Below are 19175 nucleotides of genomic sequence, written 5' to 3'. Positions count from 1 at the left end.
TTCCGCAACGCGCTCCACGACCCGCTTCGCCCGATGCGGGGTCTCACCCTCGCAGGCCGCGACGGCCGCCCGCTCGAACTCGGCACGCACCTGATCGTCCAGGCGCGCCCCGGCGTCTTGGATGAGCCGCACGTGCGCGGCGTTGATCCTCGCGTCCGTGAACGCCTGCATCGTGGCGGGAAACTTCGTCATCAGCTCCGCGGCGCGCACCATCCGCCCCTGCACGACCCGGTCCGACACATGCAGCACCGCCGCCAGCTCCGCGGCCACGCTGCGCGCGGCGAGATCCACCGACTCACCCCGCACCCAGGACGCACCGTCCGCGGCGGCGAGGTCCTCCGCGAGCCGCTGGGCGACCGCGAGGTGCACATCCTTCAACGCCTGCAGGCGGATGATCGTCGCCTCGGTCGTCTGCAGCCCGTCCACGAGCGCGGCCAGCACGAGCACCGGATCCACCGGGTCCACCCCGGGATCCAGAACCGTGCTGGTCGAGCTCGTCATACCCCCATTCAACCCGGGGGCACCGACATTCCAGGCTCGAAAAGAGCCAGATCAGATCTGGAAAAGATCACAAACGGGTCACGGAATCCGATGGTCACATCCTGGGGTCCGAGCGCCCTGAGCGTCTCGCGAACGATGCTCACGGCGTGGCCTTCGACGATCGCGACGCGGCTATCGATCCACCGCCGCCTGTGCTGCGGGGACTCACCCTAGGCTTGGTCCGTGGCGGAACCGATGATCCAGGGCAGCACGGCGCATGAGATCGCCGATTCGATCCGCGCCCAGATCGGATCCGGCGTGCTCGCCGTGGGGGAGGGGCTGCCCACCGTGCGCGCCCTCGCCGACCGCCTCGGAGTAAACCGCAACACGGTCGCCGCCGCCTACCGTGCGCTCGCCCGGGCCGGCGCCGTGGAGAGCCGCGGTCGCGGCGGCACCGTGGTCGCGGGGCCCGTGCGCACGGAGGAGGAGGGCTTCGCGGCGGAGACGGTGCTGCGTGACCTCGGCAGCGGCAACCCGGATCCGGATCTGCTGCCCCTTCCGGTGCTCGCCGAGGTCGACCTGCGCACGCCGGCGCTCTACGGCGACGCGCTCATCGACGAGGGGCTGCGCACCTGGGCGACGCGGTGGCTGGCGGAGGCGCAGCCGCGCGGCGCGGAACTGTCCGTGACCTCGGGCGCGGTCGACGCACTGGAGCGTCTCCTCGTGGCATCGCTCGCCCATGGCGACGTGGTCGGACTCGAGGACCCGTGCTTCCTTTCCAGCATCAACGTGGTCCGACTCGGCGGATACCGCCCGGTCGGCATCCCCCTCGATGAGGAGGGCATCACGGTCGCGGGGCTGCAGGCGGCGATCGATGCAGGTGCCCGCACGGTGGTGTGCACGCCTCGGGCGCACAATCCCACGGGCATCAGCCTGAGCTCGGAGAGGGCGGCCGAGCTCCGCGCGGTGTTCGCGGAGGCGCCGCACGTGCTCATCATCGAGGACGATCACTACTCCCTGCTCTCGCGACGGCCCTACCACTCCGTGATCCCCGAGGGGCATCCGCGCTGGGCGCTGGTGCGGTCGATGTCGAAGTTCCTCGGTCCGGATCTGCGCCTCGCGCTGCTCGCGTCGGATCCGGACACTGCGGCTCAACTGCGCACTCGGCTCTCGCCCGGCAAGACCTGGGTGAGCCGGATTCTGCAGCGGGTCGCCGTCGGCATGCTCGATCATCCGGACACACCGGCAGCGCTCGAGCGCGCCGGAGCGCACTACGCCGAGCGCGGCGATGCCCTACGCGCGCTGCTGCGTGAGCGCGGCATCACTGTGCGCGGCGACGACGGTCTGAACGTCTGGGTGGAGTGCGGCGTCGACGGCCGCGCCGTGTCCGAGGCGATGATGCGCCGCGGCTGGCTGGTGCGCACAGGCGGCGGATTCCTGCTCGAGCCGGACGAGGCCTCGCCGCAGATCCGGCTCACCGCGCACACCCTCGGCGACGCCGAGCTGCGCACCCTCGCCGACGACCTGCAGGCCGCGATCGCCGACGCGCGCCGGCGCTGAGGGATCCGGGCGCCATAACCGCCGCCGCTAGGATTCCTGCGTGGCTAACCGCAAGACCAAGAAGACCGCACCCGCGTCCGCTCGCCCCGTGACGCGCGCCCGCTCCGGCAACCCCGCGAAGCGCCCGGTCGAGCAGCTGCCGCCGGTCACCCTGGGCGACTGGATCGGCGCCGCCCGTCCGCGCACCCTGCCCCTGGCGATCGCTCCGGTGCTGGTCGGCACGGGGGCCGCGCGGCTGGGGGATCCGCAGTTCCACTGGGTGATCGCGCTCGCGTGCCTCGCGGTCGCCGTGTGCCTGCAGATCGGCGTGAACTTCACGAACGACTACAGCGACGGCGTGCGCGGGACCGACGCGCACCGAGTCGGCCCCGCACGCCTCACCGCCTCGGGCCGGGTGGGCGCCAAGAGCGTGCYGTATACCGGACTCGCGTTCTTCGCGCTCGCGGCGATCGCGGGCCTCGGCATCACGATCCGCACCCAGCAGTGGTGGCTGATCGCGGTCGGCGCGGTGTGCATCGTCGCCGCCTGGTTCTACACCGGCGGCAAGCGCCCCTACGGCTACAACGCGCTCGGCGAGGTCTTCGTCTTCGTGTTCTTCGGGCTGGTGGCGACGCTGGGCACGACTTGGGTGCAGTCGCTGAAGCTGCCGCAGGAGGCCTGGATCGGGGCCGTCGCGGTGGGGCTCTTCGCGTGCGCGGTGCTGCTGGCCAACAACCTGCGCGACATCGACCAGGACCGCGTGGTCGGCAAGCGCACGCTGACCGTCCTGATCGGCAAGCGGGCCACGCAGGTCGTGTACACGCTGTTCGTGATCCTGCCGTTCCTCGCCCTCGTGCTGCTCGCCCTGTTCTACCCGGTCGCCTGGGTSGGGCTGCTSGCRCTGCTSGCGTTCCTGCCGGCGCTCGTGATCGTSTGGGCGTACCGGGAGCCCAGGGAGCTCGTGGTAGCCCTGGCGCTCACCTCGCTCGGCACGCTCGCCTATGCCGGAGCGCTGTTCTGGGCGTTCATCTCGCCCACCGTATGAGCGGATCCGGATCCGCTCGGGTGAGCGCCGTCCCGCGCCCGCCCACCGTGTGCATAGGGTCTTTTCGTAGGATTCGGAGCATGCCTCTGAGTTCGTCGCGCCCGTCCGCGCCCACCGGCTCACTCGGTGATGCCGCTCTCGGAGACCGATCGGTGGCACGCTCATCCCGACGTTCGCGCCTTGTCCAGACCACGGCTGCCGTCCTCGGCGTCGCGCTCGCGGCCGGTCTCGCGGCCTGCTCGAGCGATCCCGTGGCCGATCAGTACCGCAACGGCGACAACAAGGGCTACATCGGCTCCGACGGCATGCGCGTCGAGGAGATCAAGCCGGCCGACCGCAGCAAGCCGGTCGCGTTCGCGGGCACTCTCGAGAGCGGTAAGAAGTTCAGCAGCACCGAGATCGCGGGCGATGTCACGGTCGTGAACTTCTGGTACGCCGCGTGCGGCCCCTGCCGCGTCGAGGCGAACGACCTCCAGTCGGTCTGGCAGAAGTTCGACGGCAAGGGCGTCTCGTTCGTCGGCGTGAACACCTACGACCAGGCCGGCACTGCCACGGCGTTCAACGACAAGTACGGTGTCACCTACCCGAGCATCATCGATGTGAACACGGGCGACGCGAAGCTCGCCTTCGCCGAGGTCACCTCGATCCAGGCGACGCCCACCACGCTCGTGCTCSACAAGCAGGGCCGCGTCGCGGCGCGCGTGATCGGCCCGATCGGATCCGCCTCGATCCTGGAGACGCTCGTCCAGGACGCACTGGACGAGAAGGCATGAGCGTGCGCGCACCTCGCACGTCTGTCGTCCCGGTGAGGCCGATGCCGGCGGCTTCCGTCCCGGCGACTCCCGCCCCGCGGAGGTCGCGGGCGTGAACATCGACGCGATCGTCGGATCCGGCGCCCTCTGGGCGGCCCTTCCGGTCGCCATGCTCGCAGGGCTCCTGTCCTTCCTCTCGCCCTGCGTSCTSCCGCTSGTGCCCGGMTACCTCGGGTTCGTCGGCGGTGCGGTCGGCGGATCCGCGCCCCAGCAGGACGGAACCACGAAGGCGCCCACGCGTCGCCAGATGGTGCTCGGGGTGCTGCTGTTCATCCTCGGCTTCACGGTGGTCTTCATCCTCATGGCGGTCGTCGGCGGCACGGCGGGCGTGTTCCTGCTGCKCTGGGGCGACCTGATCACCCGSATCCTCGGCGCGGTCATCATCGTCATGGGCCTCGTCTTCATCGGCGTCTTCGGCTTCGCCCAGCGCACCGTGCGGATGAACGTGTCCGGCCGCGCGGGGCTCATCGGCGCCCCGCTGCTCGGCATCGCGCTGGGCATCGGCTGGAGCCCGTGCCTGAGCCCGACGCTCTCGGCGATCGTCGCGCTGTCGGTCAACGTCGGCGATGTGAGCCGCGCAGTGTGGCTCGGCGTCGCGTACTCGCTGGGGCTCGGGATCCCGTTCCTGCTCGTCGCGCTGGGCTTCGGCTGGGCTACGCGCTCGCTCTCGTTCCTGCGCCGCCACGTGCGCGTCGTCAACATCGTCGGGGGCGCACTGCTCATCGTGCTGGGACTGCTGATGGTGACCGGCGTCTGGAAGGCGATCATGTCGAGCATCGGGGCGGTGGTCGGCAGTGTCGAACTCCCGCTCTGACTCCTCGTCGACCGTGCTTCGACAGGCTCAGCAACCGTGCGACCGCGCCGAGGCGGCCGCGACCACGACCGTTCGAGCCCTTCGACAGGCTCAGGAACCAAGCCGCAGGGATCGAGAATGAACAAGGACAGCTCGAAGAAGGACGCGGGCGCTGATCGTTCGACCGACCCGCTGCGCCCGAGCGACCACATCGACGGCGACGGMGAYTCYCGKGGSGACGGCGTCGACTCCCCGAAGCTGAACGTCGTCGGCTGGCTGCGCTGGGGCTGGCGGCAGCTGACCAGCATGCGCACCGCGCTCGTGCTGCTGCTGATCCTCGCGATCGCCGCGATCCCGGGCTCGATCTTCCCGCAGCGGATGGCGGATCCGAACGGCGTCACGCAGTGGAAGGCCGATCATCCGGATCTGTTCCCGATCCTGGACGGCATGCAGCTGTTCGACGTCTACCTGTCGGCATGGTTCTCGGCCATCTACCTGCTGCTGTTCCTGTCGCTGGTCGGCTGCGTGATCCCGCGCATCAAGCACCACCTCAAGGCGCTGCGCGCGCGCCCGCCGCGCACCCCCGTTCGGCTGGCCCGCCTCGACGATCACCGCGTCCTCGAGCGCGCGGTCGCCGGCGATGCTTCGACAGGCTCAGCACAGGCGCGGGCCGCGGCCGAGCAGAGCATCGCGATCGCGGAGAAGCAGCTGCGCGCCCTGCGCTACCGCGTGGAGCGCTACGACGACAAGCGCGGTTTCTCGGTGTCGGCCGAGCGCGGGTACGCCCGCGAGACCGGCAACCTGCTGTTCCACCTCGCCCTGCTCGGGGTGCTGGTCTCGGTCGGCATCGGCGGCAGCTTCGCCTACACCGGTCAGCGCGTGGTCGTGCAGGGCACGAGCTTCGTGAACACSCTGCTGGACTACTCCTCGATGAACCGCGGCCGCTTCGTCTCCGACGATGCGCTCGCGCCCTACCGGATGACGCTGGACTCCTTCGACGTCACCTACCAGCCCTTCGAGCAGGGCAAGTCGTCGTCGGGCCAGGCCGGAAACTTCGCCGCGAACGTCACCGTCTCCGAGCCCGGACAGGATCCGTACAAGGCCGACGTTAAGGTGAACCACCCGCTCGGCATCGCGGGAGACCGGGTCTACCTGCTCGGCAACGGCTACGCCCCGACCATCACGGTGCACGACGCCAAGGGCGACGTCGTCTTCCACGACTCCGTGCCGTTCCTGCCGCAGAACAACAGCACGATGATGTCGATCGGCATCGTCAAGGTCGCCGATGGTCTGCCCCAGCAGCTCGGCCTGCAGGGCTTCTTCTACCCGACCTCGGCGAAGCTGACCTCCGGCGCGCTCACCTCGGTATACCCGGCCCTGGTGAACCCCACGCTGACGCTGAACGTGTTCGCCGGCGACCTCGGCATCGACGACGGGACTCCGCGCTCGGTGTACGTGCTGGACACGGGCTCGATGACGCAGCTCACCGGCGGCAAGACCGGGGTGAAGTCGATCGAGCTCGCCCCGGGCGAGACCACCGCGCTGCCGAACGGTATGGGCACCATCACGTTCGACAACGAGGCCCCCAAGGACGCGAAGGACTACACGCAGTCCGTCAAGCGCTACGTCTCGCTGCAGATCCACCACGACCCCTCCGAGCAGTGGGTGCTGGTGTTCGCCGCGCTCGCACTGGTCGGACTCGTGCTGGCGCTGTTCGTGCCGCGCCGCCGCATGTGGGTCAAGGCGACCGTGGTCGACGGCCCGGGCGGAGCGAAGACAGTCCGCCTCGAGTACGCCGGCCTCGCACGCGGTGAGGATCCGACCCTCGCCGCCGCCGTCGAGGACCTGCGCGACGGACATGCCCGCCTTCTCGACGCCGACGGCATGACCGCAGCGGTTCCCGAGGAGGGGCCGATTCCTGATGCGGATCCGGTTCCCGGTACGGATCCGGCTGCAGCGGACGTTCCCGACGCCGCCACCCTCGACGAACCAGAGCCCGATGACAGCGGAAATCCGCGGAAGTAGGCTGACAGCATGAACTTCGACTCCCTGTCGATCCTGACGATCTGGACGGCGGTGGCGATCTACGCCGCCGCGTTCATCGCCTACGCGTTCGACCTCGCCAAGCGCTCGCAGCTCGCCGCCGACGCCAAGGCCGTCGTGCCGGAGCGCGAACTGGTCGGGGCGACGGTGGGCGCATCGGCGTCCTCACCGGCACGCACCGCGGGCTCCGCCGGGGCGGGAGCAGGGCCGACCGCCCCGCAGCGCTTCGTCATGGCGCGGATCGGCACGGCGCTGACCACGCTCGGCTTCCTGTTCCACCTCGCCGGCGTGGTGCTGCGCGGCATCGCCGCAGGCCGGGTGCCGTGGTCGAACATGTACGAGTTCTCCATGACGGGGACGCTGCTGATCATCGCGGTGTACGTCGGGGTGAACATCTGGTTCGACCTGAAGTACCTCGGCACCTTCATCGTGGGCCTGGTCGTCGTGCTGCTCGGCGGCGCCGCCACCGGCTTCTACGTCGAGGTCGTGCCGCTCGCGGATCCGCTGAAGAGCGTGTGGCTGGTGATCCACGTGTTCGTGGCGTCGCTGGGCACCGCGTTCTTCGCGCTCGCCTTCGCGCTCAGCGTGTTCCAGCTCATGCAGGCGCGCCGCGAGGCGAAGATCCTCGCGGACGCGCCGAAGGCGGGGCCGCGCTTCCTCGCGACCCTGCCCTCCTCGGAACGGCTGGAGGGCCTCGCGTACCGGTTCGCGACCGTGGGCTTCATCTTCTGGACGTTCACCCTCATCGCGGGATCCATCTGGGCCAACGACGCCTGGGGCCGCTACTGGGGCTTCGACACCAAGGAGACCTGGACGTTCATCATCTGGGTGCTCTACGCGGGCTACATCCACGCCCGCGCGACGCGGGGCTGGCGCGGATCCCGTTCGGCGTGGCTGTCGATCGTCGGCTTCGCCGCGGTGCTGTTCAACTTCACCATCGTGAACCTGTTCTTCAAGGGTCTGCACGTCTACTCGGGCCTGAGCTGAGCGCGTCGTCCCAGGGGGCCCTGCGGTGACCGCGCGGCGGGCCTGGCTGCGGCCCGGCGCGCTGGCCGTCATCGCCCTGGCCCTGATCGCCACGGGAGTCGTCGTCAGCGGACTCCTGCCTCTCGCGGACGCGGGCTCGCTGGCCGGGCGCACGGCTCCGGTGCTCGGCTTCGTGATCGCGATCACGATCGTCGCCGAGCTCGCGCGTGATGCCGCCGTGTTCGACGTGATCGCGCAGCACCTGGCCCGATGGGGGCGCGGCCGGGTGATCGCGCTCTGGGGCGCTGTGATCCTGCTCGCGGTGATCAGCACGATCTTCCTCTCTCTCGACACGACCGCGGTGATCGTCACACCCGTCGTCGTGCTCCTCGCGCAGGGCGTGGGGGTCTCGCCGCTGCCGTTCGCGCTCGCGACGGTCTGGCTCGCCAACACGGCCTCGCTGCTGCTGCCGGTGTCGAACCTGACGAACCTGCTCGCCGCGCCGACCATGGGCTCGGATCCGCTCGCCTTCCTCGCGCTGAGCTGGGCACCCGCGCTCGCCGGCGTGCTCGTGCCGGTCGTGATCCTCACCCTCGCGCACCGGCGCACGCTCTTCGGCCGGTACTCGGCGCCTGTGCGGGCTGAGCCCGCCGACCGGGTGCTGTTCGTCGTCTCAGCCGTGGTGCTCGTCGCCCTGCTGCCGCTGCTCGCGCTCGTCCGCGATGTGTGGATCCCGGCCTCGGCCGCCGCCGTGATCCTGATCGTGCTGTTCGCGGTCCGCCGGCGGCGCGCCCTGCGCCTCTCACTGGTGCCGTGGCAGGCGCTGGGGCTCGCCGCCGCGCTGTTCGTGATCGTCGAGACCGCTCACGTGCGCGGGCTCGCGGCGCTCCTCTCACCGCTCGCCGCGAGCGGGCACGGTCTGCTCGAGATGCTTCGCGTGGCGGGCATCGGCGCACTCGCGGCGAACGGCATCGACAACCTTCCCGCCTACCTCGTGCTCGAGCCGATCGCCGGGCACGACCCGGTCGCGCTGATGGCGCTGCTCATCGGCGTCAACCTCGGCCCTCTGGTGACGCCCTGGGCCTCGCTGGCGATCCTGCTGTGGCACCACCGCGTCTCCGCGCTCGGGGTGTCGATCTCGTGGGGGCGCTTCGCCCTGTGGGGTCTCGTCGCCGCAGTTGCCACGGTGGGCGCGGCCGTGCTCGCGCTCGCCGCCGTTTCCTGAATCGCGAATCAGGGTTATCGTCGCGGCATGTGCCGCAACATTCGATGCCTCCACAACTTCGAGCCGCCGACGAACGATGACGAGGTGCGCGAGGCCGCGCTCCAGTTCGTCCGCAAGGTGAGCGGATCCACGCATCCGTCGCGCGCGAACACCCCTGCCTTCGAGCAGGCGATCGACGAGATCGCGCTCGCGACCCGGCGCATGCTCGACCAGCTCGTCACGAACGCCCCGCCCAAGACACGCGAGGCCGAGGCGATCAAGGGGCGCCAGCGGCACGAGAAGCGGATGGAGCGCGAGGTCAGGATCCGCACCGCGAGCGCTTAAAGGATCTGCGTCGCCTCGGGCGGGGCCTTTCGCGGCCGGGCATCCGGCACCGTACGCTCGATGAGAAGCACGACAGTGCAAGAGGGGGCATCATGCGCAGACGTCAGGTGACGATCATCACGGGGGAGCCCGGCCCGGCGGCCGGCGGAGTGCGGATCGAGCCGTTCACGTTCGGCCTCGTCGGCGCGCTCGGCGTTCTGGTCGCGCTGCTGATCGGCGCGATCGTGGGGCAACTGTCGACGGTGCTCGTGTACATCGGGATCGCACTGTTCCTCGCCCTGGGGCTCGACCCGATCGTGCGAGTGATCGAACGGAAGCTGCCGCGCGGAGCGGCAGTGGCGATCGTGGTCATCGTCGTGGTGCTGGCCTTCGCCGGCATCCTGCTGGCGATCGTTCCGATCGTGGTGCAGCAGATCGCCCATCTCGTCGAGACCGGACCGAAGATGATCGATGACATGCTGCGCAGCGACTGGTACCGGCAGCTCGCCGCGCAGTACGGCGACTCGTTCAGTCAGGCCGTGGACGGGATCGCGAAGTTCTTCAAGGATCCTGGCAACATCACCAAGATCGGCGGCGGAGTGCTCGCGGTCGGCGCCGGCATCGCGGGCGGCTTCACCGGCTTCACGATCGTGCTGATCCTGACGCTGTACTTCATGGCCTCGCTGCGCACCATGAAGCGCACGGCCGCCCGGTTCGTGCCCGCCTACCGGCGCCCGCGGTTCACGGAGATCGTCGAGGATGTCTCGGGCGCGGTCGGTCGTTACGTGATCGGTCAGGCGAGCCTGGCGCTCATCAACGGCGTGCTGAGCCTGTTCTTCCTCACGATCATCGGGGCGCCGCTGCCGGCTCTGCTCGCCCTGATCGCGTTCATCGGATCGCTGATCCCGCTGGTGGGGACCCTGTCCGGATCCATCATCATCTCGCTCATCTGCCTGTTCGTCTCGCCGGTGACGGCGCTGATCGCGTTCGCGTACTACCTCGTCTACATGCAGATCGAGGCCTACGTCATCAGCCCGCGCATCATGAGCAAGGCGGTGGCCGTTCCCGGTGCGCTCGTCGTGATCGCCGCCGTCGGCGGCGGCGCACTCGGCGGGATCCTCGGTGCGCTGGTCGCGATCCCGGTCGCCGCGAGCGCGATCATCATCATCCAGAAGGTGCTCTTCCCCGCGCAGGATGCCAAGGTCGTCGCTCCGGAGGACGCGCGCACGGCGTGAGCGCCTGACGACGCGAAGACAGGCGCGGCCCCGGGGGAGGTGGGGTCGCGCCTGCCGCTTCCAAGCTCAGATCGCCGGAGCCAGTATCGCGCGGACCGAGGTCGTGCGCCGCGCCGCCACGGCCAGCGTCGTCGCGATCAGTGCGAGCGCGGCCCAAACCAGCAGCGCCGCGATCGCGGATCCGATGCCGTCCTCGCCCAGTAGCGCGGTCGCCACGGACGAGGTCGGCAGGAACCCGGCGATCGTCGCGAGCCACCCGGGCAGCGTCGAGATGATCCCCGCGCCGAGCGCGGCCACGCCCATGACCGCGGAGATCCAGCGGCCGACGCCGCCGAGTACGGCGACCAGCGCCTGGTTCACGGCGGCGAAGGCGATGCCGGCGAGCACGGCGACGCCCGCGAAGCCCCACCACCGCGACGGGTCGTACTTCGCGACGATCTCGACCACGAGGGCGACCAGCAGGCCCTGTCCGGCGCCGATCGCGGCAGCCGGAGCGAACCCGCGCAGCGCGAGCGAGCCCGAGGCGCGGCGGGAGGTGAGGGCTCCCGCGGTGAACGCCCGCATCACGAGGAACGTCACGAGGCCGCCGAACCACAGCACGACCGCCGCGAGCAGCGGGATCGCGGTGGGACCGAACAACCCGCCCGAGGTATCGGCCTTGACCGGATCGGCGATGACGGACGCCAGCGACGACGCCTCGGTGTCGGTCCGCTTCGGCAGTGAGTTCGCCGCCTGATGCAGACCCGAGGCGAGGCCCGAGGTGCCGGTCGCGAGGGATCCGATGCCGGTGCTGAGCTGGGATGCGCCGTCGGCGAGCTGGGTCGCCCCGGTCTGCAGCCCGGTGGCGCCGGTGGCGAGGTTGCCCGCGCCGATCGCGCTCTGCGACGTGCCGTCGGCGAGCTCGCCGAGCCCCGCGGAGAGCTGGTTGACGCCGTCGGCCGCGGCGCGGAACTGGCCGGGCAGCGCGGCGAACGGCGCGACTCCGCTGGCGACGGAGGCGCTGCCCGCGGCCGCTCCGGTCGCTGCAGGCTGGATGCCGGTCGCGGTGCCAGACAGGTCTTTCAGCAGGTCGCAGAGGTCCTTCTGCGTCGTCGCATCGCACATTGTGACCGCGCTGTCGAGGCCGTCCTTGAGGCCGTCGACGCCCTTGCTGGTCGCTCCGGCTGCCTGTGCGGTCTGGTTCGCGCCGGCAATGAGCTCGGTGACGCCCCTGCCCGGCGTCTCCAGCGCGTCCGCACCCTGCGAGAGCCCCGCGCCGATTTTGTTGGCACCGGTCTGCGCCGACGTGATCCCCGAGGCGATCGTGCCGAGGCCGTTCGAGAGCTGCGAGGCGCCGTCGGCGAGCTGGCCCGCACCGTCGGCGAGTTTGGTCGCGCCGTCCGGGAGCGCGGCCGCCCCGGTCGCGGCGGAGGAGGCGCCCGCGGCGAGCTTGTCGGCGCCGTCCGCCGCCTCGCCGATCTTGTCGCCGAGCGTGCCGAACCCGACCAGCACGTTCTGCAGCGTGTTCTTGGAGATCTCGGCGCCCATGGTCGACGCGGCGGTCGCGGCGATCTGGTTGGCGATGAGGCCGTCCGCGGCGCGAGCCTGCGGAGCGGTCGTCACCGAGATCGTCGCCTTCTCGGYGGGCTTCGCCGGATCCTGCACGGCACTGCCGCCCGAGATCGCGGCGGCGGAGAAGTCCTTCGGAATACGCACGACGGCCTGGTACGTGCCGTCCTTGAGGCCCGCGGCAGCGTCCTTCTCGTTCGAGATGACCCAGGTGAGGTTCTCATCCTTCTTTCCGGTGCCGTCGACGAGGCCGGCGGAGAGCTGGCGCCCGAGCGGGGCGAGCTGTCCGTTCACCGTGACCGGCTTGTCGTCGTTCACGATCGCGGCGGTCATCGTGTCGAGGCGCTGGGTGGGGTCCTGCAGGGCGGCCACGAGCACGCCGCCGAGGACGGCCGGCAGCAGCAGCACGCCGATGAGGGTGAGGGCGGTGATCGGCTTGTGCGAACGGGCGCGTTCGATCAGCGCGGACAGGCGATTGGTCATGCGGTCACCTCGTCGAGGTCGGTGGTGGGCGCGTCGGGGGCGAGCGGTTCTGGTCGGACCTGTGGATGGTCGAGGTCATGCGTCTGCGGGGCGGCCCAGCCGGCGTCGGCCAGCAGCCGGACGGCGGCGGAGGCGTCGGCGGACGTGGTGACCACGGCGAGAGTGCCGCGGCGCGCGGCGTCGCGCAGCATCGCGACGGCCTGCTCGCTCTGGGCGAGCGTGAGGCGGTCGGCGCCGTCGATCACGACGAGCGTGGTGCGCCCGCGCAGGGCGTCGCGCAGCTCCCGCAGCGGATCCGCCCCCGTCCGGCCGTCCACGATCACGCAGCCGACGTGCGCACGCACCCAGGCGGCGCGCCCCGGAAGGAGGTGCCCCGCCACACGCAGGCGTCCCCCGGAGGGCACGCGCGCCGTGAGCGCGAGCGCCACCGCACGACGCACGGCCTGGTCGGCGCCGGTCAGCACGAGCGCGGATCCGGCCGGCACGCGCAGATCCCGTCCTTCCACGGCGCCCGCCACGGTCAGAGCATCCGCGGCGATCACCGAGTCGTCGCCCGGCCAGGCCGCCAGGTGCCGCTCGCGCTCCACGGCCTCGCCCTCGATGTCGACGCTCGGCAGGACCTTCTCGAGCCACGCGGGGATCTCCCACGCGCGCTCGCCGAGGATCGCCATGAGCGCGGGGATCAGCGTCATCCGCACCAGGAACGCGTCGATCGCGATGCCGGCGGCGAGGCCTAGCGCGATGGGCTTGAGCGAGGAGTCGCCCTCGGGCACGAAGGCCACGAACACGGCGAACATGATGAGCCCTGCCGCGGTGACGACCTTCGCGGATCCGGCGAAGCCGCCGCGCACCGCGCGCAGTGCAGCGGCCCGGCGCTCGGCGTGGTCGGCGCTGCGGGAGCCGGCATCGTGCACGTAGTCCTCGCGCATCCGGGAGACGAGGAAGACCTGGTAATCCATGGCCAGGCCGAACAGCACGCCCATCAGGATGATCGGCATGAAGCTGATGATGGGTCCGACCCGGGCGACGTGCAGGGCGTCGGCGAACCAGCCCCATTCGAAGACGGCGGAGACCACGCCGAACGCGGCCACGATCGAGAGCAGATAGCCGAGCGCCGCCGTGACGGGCACCCAGATCGAGCGGAACACGATCGTCAACAGCACCAGCGACAGACCGATCACGAAGATGCCGAACGGCAGCAGCGCGGCGCCGAGCTGGTCGGAGATGTCGATCGCGACGGCGGTGAACCCCGTCACCTTCACGTCGATGCCGAACTTCTTGAGCCACTCGTCATGGTGCGAGCGCAGCTCGCGCACGAGGTCGGCGGTGGCCGGAGCGTCCGGCGCGGTCGTGGGGATGACCTGGACGATGCCGGTGTCGGCGGTCTGGTTCGGGGTCGCCAGTGCGATCTCGGCGACGCCGGGGAGCTTGGCGACCGCATCGCCCAGATCCTTCATGAGGCCGACAGGATCCTTCGACGTCACGATGGTGCCGGTGAGGATGAGCGGTCCGTTGAACCCGGGACCGAAGTGCTCCGCGGTGAGGTCGTAGTTCTCCCGCGCCTCGGATCCCTTCGGCTGCACGCCCGAGTTCGGCAGGGCGAGTGCGAGGTTCGCGGCGGGTACGGCGACGACGCCCAGTCCCAGGACGATCGCGAGCGCGACCAGCACCGGGTGCCGGGTGACGCCGCCCACCCAGCGCTCGGAGAACCGGCGACGGGGCGCCGCCTCGGACGCGCCCTTCTTGGCACGGCGGGGCTTGGCGAGGCGGCCGGCCGCGCGGCCCTTGAGGAAGCCGAGGATGGCCGGCGTCAGGGTGACGGCGATGAGCACGGCGATCATCACGGCGACCGCCGCCGCGATGCCCATCGTGGTGAGGAACGGGATCCCGGCGAAGCCGAGGCCGATGAGAGCGATCAGCACGGTGATGCCGGCGAAGACCACCGCGGATCCGGCCGTGCCGGTCGCGCGAGCCGCCGACTCCTCGGGATCCACTCCCGCGCGCACCTGATCCTGGTGTCTCGCCATGATGAACAGCGCATAGTCGATGCCCACGGCGAGCCCGAGCATGAGCGCGAGCAGTGGGGTGGTCGAGGAGACCGAGGCGAACGCCGTGGCGGCGAAGATCGCGGCCATCGAGACGCCCACGCCCAGCACGGCCGTGAGCAGCGGCATGCCGGCCACGACGAACGAGCGGAACGTCACGATCAGCACGAGCAGCGCGATCACCAGGCCGATCCCCTCGGTGATCGAGATCGCGGGGATCGACATCGAGAACAGGTCGCCGCCGATCACGGCGTGCGCGCCCTGCGGCAGATCCTTCTCGAGATCGCTCACCGCGGCGCGCAACGTGTCCTTCGTCGCGGCGGAGACGTCTGAGGCGTGGCCGTCGAACTGGAGGCGGACGATCGCAGCCGAGCGGTCGTCGGAGACCATGCCCGTCACGTGCTCGTCGTAGGGGCTCGTCGCGGCGAGCACCCCGTCGACCTTCCCGAGGTCGGCCACGGTGCGCTCGATCGGCGTCTTGTAGTCGGCGGCGGTGACGCTGTCGCCGTCGGCCGCCACGACGATGAACTGCGCGCTCGTGCCGCTCACCTGGGGGAACGTGCGCTCGAGCTGCTCCAGACCGGCCTGCGACTCGGTGCCCGGGATCGTGAAGGCGTTGTCCGTGCCCTTGCCGAGGGCGAGCGCCGCGCCGCCGGCGATGCCGAGCACCAGCAGCCAGGCCACGAGCACGCGCCACGGGTGCCGGAAAGACCAGCGGCCGAGCGAGGAGAGCAGTGTGGACACGGGTTCCTCCGAGGGGTGCACGGGGCGAATTCGATACACTCGTGTATTCGATACGTCAATGTATCGTAGATCGAAGAGTGCGGGATAATCTGTGCGCGGGATGTGAATCGCGCAGTGGCGCGCGACGACGGAGGTGCGGATGACCGGCAATGCGACCAGGAGCCGGGAGAACACGCGGGCACGGTTGCTCGAGGCGGCGGCGCTGGTGTTCGCCGAAGAGGGGCTGGACGGCGCGACCGTCGAGGCGGTGTGCGAGCGCGCGGGCTTCACTCGGGGCGCGTTCTATTCGAACTTCGAGTCGAAGGACGAGCTGTTCCTCGAACTCGCCGGCACCGTGTCGGCCGAGCGCCTGACGGCCGTGCGGGCGCGGGTGACCGAGCTGAACGAAGCCGGGGCGCTCGCCCAGGACTGCGACGCGACGTCGCTTGTGCAGCAGGTGATGGACTCGGGCAAGGACGACCGACTCGGCGTCATGCTGCTCAGCGAGATCCGCCTCCGCGCCCTGCGCGATCACGCCTGGGGTAAGGCCTATCTCAAGCAGGAGCAGGAGATGGTCGCCGGCATCGCCCGGATCATCGACGACATCGCCGCGACCGGCACGATCTCCCTACGGGTCGACTCCGAGGTCGCTGCCCGCATGCTGCTGATCATCTGGGAGGGCACGACCGTGCGCGGCGCGATGGCCGGCAAGGACGACGCCCAGCTCCGCCGCACGGGCAGCGTCGAGCTCGGCCGGATGGTGTCCCTGCTGCTCGGCTGAGTGCTCGTCTTCCGCTCACTGGGCGCATTCTGCGGTCATCCGCCATCGGAAGCCGCATTTCTGCGACCAGCGAGCAGATCCGGAATGTGCCTATCGGGCAGTCAGCAGCGCATGGCAGCGGGTCACGCGCTCGAGCCACCACTCCCGCCGCTCCGCCGGTGCCTCCAGCCGTGCCAGCGCGCCGGGATCCGGCGTCACTCGGGCTGCGGACACCACCCCGCCGTGCGGGCGGGCATCAGCGACGTCGTCGGCGAACAGCGACGCGGTGCCGAGGCCGCAGTCGTGGTCGAGCACGGGCAGAGCCGCAGCCAGGGCGGCGCCGAGCGACAGGCCGACCGCGGTGTCCAGCGCGCTCGAGACGACCACGGGCAGCCCCGCCTCGGCGACGATCCGCAGCGCGCGCTCGATGCCGCCGAGCGGCTGGGCCTTGATGACGAGCAGATCCGCCGCACCCGCGCGGGCGACCGCCAGCGGGTCCTCCGCCTTGCGTACGCTCTCGTCCGCCGCGATCGGGATGTCGAGGTAGCGGATCCGCTCGCGCAGCTCGGCGAGCTCGTCGACGGTCGCGCAGGGCTGCTCGGCGTACTCCAGGTCGAACGGGGCAAGGGCATGGATCGCACGTTCGGCCTCGTCGACGTTCCAGCCGGCGTTCGCATCGATCCGGATCCTGCCCTCCGGCCCCATCTCCGCCCGCACGGCACGCACGCGGGCGACGTCGTCGGCGAGGCTCTGCCCCGCTTCGGCGACCTTGACCTTCGCCGTSCGGCAGCCGTCGAACAGGGCGAGCACATCGGGCACCCGGTCCGCCGGCACGGCGGGGATCGTCGCGTTCACACGGATCTCGGCGCGCACCGCGGCCGGCCGCGGGTGCCAGGCGTCCGCGATCGCGGCGGCCAGCCAGGTCGACGCCTCGGCGTCGCCGTACTCGGTGAAGGGGGAGAACTCGGCCCAGCCCTCCGGGCCCTCGAACAGCAGCGCCTCGCGGACGTCCACGCCGCGGAACCTGGTGCGCATCGGGAGCGCGACCACCCGCGCGGAATCGAGGATATCGGCGAGCGCGGGGAGGTCGGTCATGCCCCCATCATGCACCCGCGCATGCCGTCAGCCGATCCGCTTCTGCAGCTCCGCGAGTCGCCCTGAAGGGCGGAATCCGAGGGCGACGTTGACGGCCAGCATGTGCTCGTTCGACTCGGCGTTGTAGGTCACGACCCGCGGCGTCCGCGGCAACTCCTGCTGCAGTCTGCGCAGGTTCTCCAGCTTCACCCGCATGCCGAGCCTGTGGCCGCGGTCCTCCCGGCGCACGAGCGTGCCCCACTGGTACGCGGAACTGTCATCCCCGGAGACCACGAGCTGCGAGTAGGCCGCGACCTGACCGTCCGGGCTGAGCGCGACGACGCAGAATGAGGTGCGGCCCTGCGCGGCCACGAGCTCCTCGCTCTCGCGGACCTCCGCCACGCTGGGGGTCCCGGCCTCGATGTCGAGGTCGCCCATGGGCGCTTCGGTGTCGAGTGAGCTGGAGAGCGCGGCCCACCCCGCGACGAGGTCCTCGGGCACGGGGCCGGTCCAGCTGCGCAGCACGTAGCCGTCGTCGGGGGTTCCCGCGCCCAGGCGATCGAGCAGCTCCGGGGCCACGGGCAGATCGAGCACGCTCTCCCGGTCGCCCAGCGCGAGCGCATACCCGTGCCGGCGGCCGAACTCGACGCCCGGATGCCCTGTGCCGTCGGCGGGCGCGGAGGCGGCCCAACTCGTCTCGGCCAGGAAGGTCCGTCGGGAGCGCGCGATCGCGCGTGCCTCGATCTCCTCGAGAAGCGTGGATCCGACACCGGTCCTCCGCGCGTCCGGCACCACGTACACCGCGACATCGGCGAGATGGGTGTTGTCCTTGAGTGGCAACCCGAGTCCGGCTGCGCCGACGGCGCGGTCTTCGAGCCGGGCGAGGAACACCTGCCGTTCGAACACGGCGGAGGCCTGTCGCAGCTCCTGACGGGTCTCCTCGAGCGACCACAGCACGGCGTCGTCACCGCGGTCGGCGCGCAGGGCGGCGGCGTAGACCTCCCACCAGGCGTCCACTGCCGCGACGTCGAAGGGGTCGACGGGCCGGATGTCGATCGTCATGCCTCCACGCTATGCCGGTCGGACGCTCGAGCTGCTCGCAACGCGTGAGCACTTCGCTCCGCTCGCACCCGGAATAGGCTGGATCCGTGACTGACAAGCTCGTCTCCGACCTGTTCGACCCCGCCGAGTGGACCCTCGCTCCTGGCGCGGGGGAGTACACCGACATCACGGCGCACGTCTCGAACGACGGGCGGATCGCCCGCATCGCCTTCGACAGGCCCGAAGTGCGCAACGCCTTCCGCCCGCACACGGTCGACGAGCTGTATCGCGCCCTGGACGAGGCGCGTCAGGATCCGCGCATCGGCGTCGTGCTGCTCACCGGCAACGGACCGAGCCCGAAGGACGGCGGCTGGGCGTTCTGCTCCGGCGGCGACCAGCGCATCCGCGGTCGCGACGGCTACAAGTACTCCGAGGACGAGGCGGCGGTGCCCGCCGAGGCGCAGGCGCGCGCGGGGCGCCTGCACATCCTCGAGGTGCAGCGGCTGATCCGGTTCATGCCGAAGGTCGTCATCGCGGTCGTGCCCGGCTGGGCGGCCGGCGGTGGGCACTCGCTGCACGTGGTCTGCGACCTCACGATCGCGAGCGCGGAGCACGGCCGGTTCAAGCAGACCGATGCGGATGTGGGATCCTTCGACGCCGGCTACGGATCCGCGTACATGGCACGCCAGACCGGGCAGAAGTTCGCCCGGGAGGTGTTCTTCCTCGCCGAAGAGTACTCCGCCGAGCGCGCGATGCAGGCGGGCGCCGTGAACCGCGTCGTGCCGCACGCCGAGCTCGAGCGCGAGGCGATCGCGATGGCGCGCACGATCCTGACCAAGTCGCCGACCGCGATCCGCATGCTGAAGTTCGCCTTCAACGCCGTCGACGACGGGCTGGTCGGGCAGCAGGTCTTCGCGGGCGAGGCGACCCGCCTTGCGTACGGCACGGACGAGGCGGTCGAGGGCCGCGACTCGTTCCTCCAGAAGCGCGAGCCGGACTGGTCCCCGTACCCCTGGCACTTCTGAACATGGCCTCTTCGGGTTTCGAAGCGCGCAAATGG

The 19175-nt window shown here is 70.7% G+C and carries 15 protein-coding genes and 1 pseudogene; 11 read left to right on the top strand and 5 right to left on the bottom strand.

The annotated features are described in order from the left end of the window. Positions 1–501: pseudogene (locus AC1DMN_RS13845) on the bottom strand (HNH endonuclease); the annotation flags it as partial. A gap of 234 nt (positions 502–735) precedes the next feature. Here AC1DMN_RS13845 and AC1DMN_RS13840 point away from each other — a divergent pair. The 9 genes from AC1DMN_RS13840 to AC1DMN_RS13800 all read left to right on the top strand — a co-directional run bounded on the left by AC1DMN_RS13840 (position 736) and on the right by AC1DMN_RS13800 (position 10441). Continuing rightward, positions 736–2040 (top strand): aminotransferase class I/II-fold pyridoxal phosphate-dependent enzyme, encoded by a 1305-nt coding sequence (locus AC1DMN_RS13840; protein WP_440735155.1) that lies wholly within the window; start codon positions 736–738, stop codon positions 2038–2040. A 40-nt stretch (positions 2041–2080) separates the two neighbouring features. Next, positions 2081–3064 carry a 1,4-dihydroxy-2-naphthoate polyprenyltransferase gene (locus AC1DMN_RS13835; RefSeq protein WP_477384433.1) on the top strand — a complete coding sequence of 328 codons (984 nt, stop codon included), beginning with the start codon at positions 2081–2083 and terminating at the stop codon, positions 3062–3064. A 152-nt stretch (positions 3065–3216) separates the two neighbouring features. Continuing rightward, positions 3217–3837, top strand: a complete 621-nt coding sequence (locus tag AC1DMN_RS13830; protein WP_477384431.1) for a TlpA family protein disulfide reductase — start codon at positions 3217–3219, stop codon at positions 3835–3837. Positions 3838–3928: 91 nt separating this feature from the next. Next, on the top strand, positions 3929–4690 hold the full coding sequence (locus tag AC1DMN_RS13825; RefSeq protein WP_477384429.1) for a cytochrome c biogenesis CcdA family protein: 762 nt from the start codon (positions 3929–3931) through the stop codon (positions 4688–4690). A gap of 117 nt (positions 4691–4807) precedes the next feature. Beyond that, complete coding sequence (gene resB, locus AC1DMN_RS13820) at positions 4808–6694, top strand: cytochrome c biogenesis protein ResB (protein ID WP_477231109.1); 1887 nt, start codon at positions 4808–4810, stop codon at positions 6692–6694. Positions 6695–6703: 9 nt separating this feature from the next. Next, positions 6704–7699: a c-type cytochrome biogenesis protein CcsB gene (gene ccsB, locus AC1DMN_RS13815; protein ID WP_440735088.1), complete on the top strand. Its 996-nt coding sequence runs from the start codon at positions 6704–6706 to the stop codon at positions 7697–7699. Between the two features lie 25 nt (positions 7700–7724). Then, positions 7725–8903, top strand: coding sequence for an SLC13 family permease (locus AC1DMN_RS13810; RefSeq protein WP_477231108.1), 1179 nt, complete (start codon positions 7725–7727; stop codon positions 8901–8903). A gap of 27 nt (positions 8904–8930) precedes the next feature. Beyond that, on the top strand, positions 8931–9227 hold the full coding sequence (locus AC1DMN_RS13805) for a DUF2277 domain-containing protein (protein WP_233310275.1): 297 nt from the start codon (positions 8931–8933) through the stop codon (positions 9225–9227). A gap of 92 nt (positions 9228–9319) precedes the next feature. Further along, complete coding sequence (locus AC1DMN_RS13800; RefSeq protein ID WP_441977089.1) at positions 9320–10441, top strand: AI-2E family transporter; 1122 nt, start codon at positions 9320–9322, stop codon at positions 10439–10441. 66 nt (positions 10442–10507) lie between these two features. Here AC1DMN_RS13800 and AC1DMN_RS13795 read toward each other — a convergent pair whose 3' ends face one another. Together AC1DMN_RS13795 and AC1DMN_RS13790 are read right to left on the bottom strand one after the other, a co-directional pair. Beyond that, positions 10508–12472 (bottom strand): YhgE/Pip domain-containing protein, encoded by a 1965-nt coding sequence (locus AC1DMN_RS13795; RefSeq protein ID WP_477384427.1) that lies wholly within the window; start codon positions 12470–12472, stop codon positions 10508–10510. Next, positions 12469–15261, bottom strand: a complete 2793-nt coding sequence (locus AC1DMN_RS13790; RefSeq protein ID WP_477231106.1) for an MMPL family transporter — start codon at positions 15259–15261, stop codon at positions 12469–12471. The genes AC1DMN_RS13795 and AC1DMN_RS13790 overlap by 4 nt, the downstream gene beginning before the upstream one ends. Before the next feature lie 139 nt (positions 15262–15400). On the opposite strand from AC1DMN_RS13790, the gene AC1DMN_RS13785 reads away from it, so the two are divergent. Beyond that, positions 15401–16021, top strand: coding sequence for a TetR/AcrR family transcriptional regulator (locus tag AC1DMN_RS13785; RefSeq protein WP_477231105.1), 621 nt, complete (start codon positions 15401–15403; stop codon positions 16019–16021). Positions 16022–16111: 90 nt separating this feature from the next. Here the strand turns inward: AC1DMN_RS13785 and AC1DMN_RS13780 are convergent, their stop codons facing one another. After that, the gene (locus tag AC1DMN_RS13780) at positions 16112–17095 is read right to left on the bottom strand and encodes an o-succinylbenzoate synthase (protein WP_477231104.1); all 984 of its coding nucleotides are present in this window, start codon (positions 17093–17095) and stop codon (positions 16112–16114) included. 27 nt (positions 17096–17122) lie between these two features. Further along, positions 17123–18136, bottom strand: coding sequence for a GNAT family N-acetyltransferase (locus tag AC1DMN_RS13775; protein ID WP_440735095.1), 1014 nt, complete (start codon positions 18134–18136; stop codon positions 17123–17125). A gap of 86 nt (positions 18137–18222) precedes the next feature. Between AC1DMN_RS13775 and AC1DMN_RS13770 the strand changes: the two genes are divergently transcribed. Continuing rightward, on the top strand, positions 18223–19140 hold the full coding sequence (locus AC1DMN_RS13770; RefSeq protein ID WP_440735096.1) for a 1,4-dihydroxy-2-naphthoyl-CoA synthase: 918 nt from the start codon (positions 18223–18225) through the stop codon (positions 19138–19140). Positions 19141–19175 lie beyond the last annotated feature (35 nt).

The sequence above is a fragment of the Microbacterium sp. 01T413_2 genome, from assembly GCF_056398985.1.
Note: the sequence above shows the minus strand (reverse complement) of the source record. Positions and strands in the feature narration are given on the sequence as shown.

What these genes read in the sequence shown, in the direction of transcription:
- AC1DMN_RS13840 (WP_440735155.1), top strand. Translation starts at nt 736, where the DNA reads ATGATCCAGGGCAGCACGGCGCATGAGATCGCCGATTCGATCCGCGCC.
- ccsB (WP_440735088.1), top strand. Translation starts at nt 6,704, where the DNA reads ATGAACTTCGACTCCCTGTCGATCCTGACGATCTGGACGGCGGTGGCG.
- AC1DMN_RS13805 (WP_233310275.1), top strand. Translation starts at nt 8,931, where the DNA reads ATGTGCCGCAACATTCGATGCCTCCACAACTTCGAGCCGCCGACGAAC.
- AC1DMN_RS13800 (WP_441977089.1), top strand. Translation starts at nt 9,320, where the DNA reads ATGCGCAGACGTCAGGTGACGATCATCACGGGGGAGCCCGGCCCGGCG.
- AC1DMN_RS13785 (WP_477231105.1), top strand. Translation starts at nt 15,401, where the DNA reads ATGACCGGCAATGCGACCAGGAGCCGGGAGAACACGCGGGCACGGTTG.
- AC1DMN_RS13775 (WP_440735095.1), bottom strand. Translation starts at nt 18,136, where the DNA reads ATGACGATCGACATCCGGCCCGTCGACCCCTTCGACGTCGCGGCAGTG.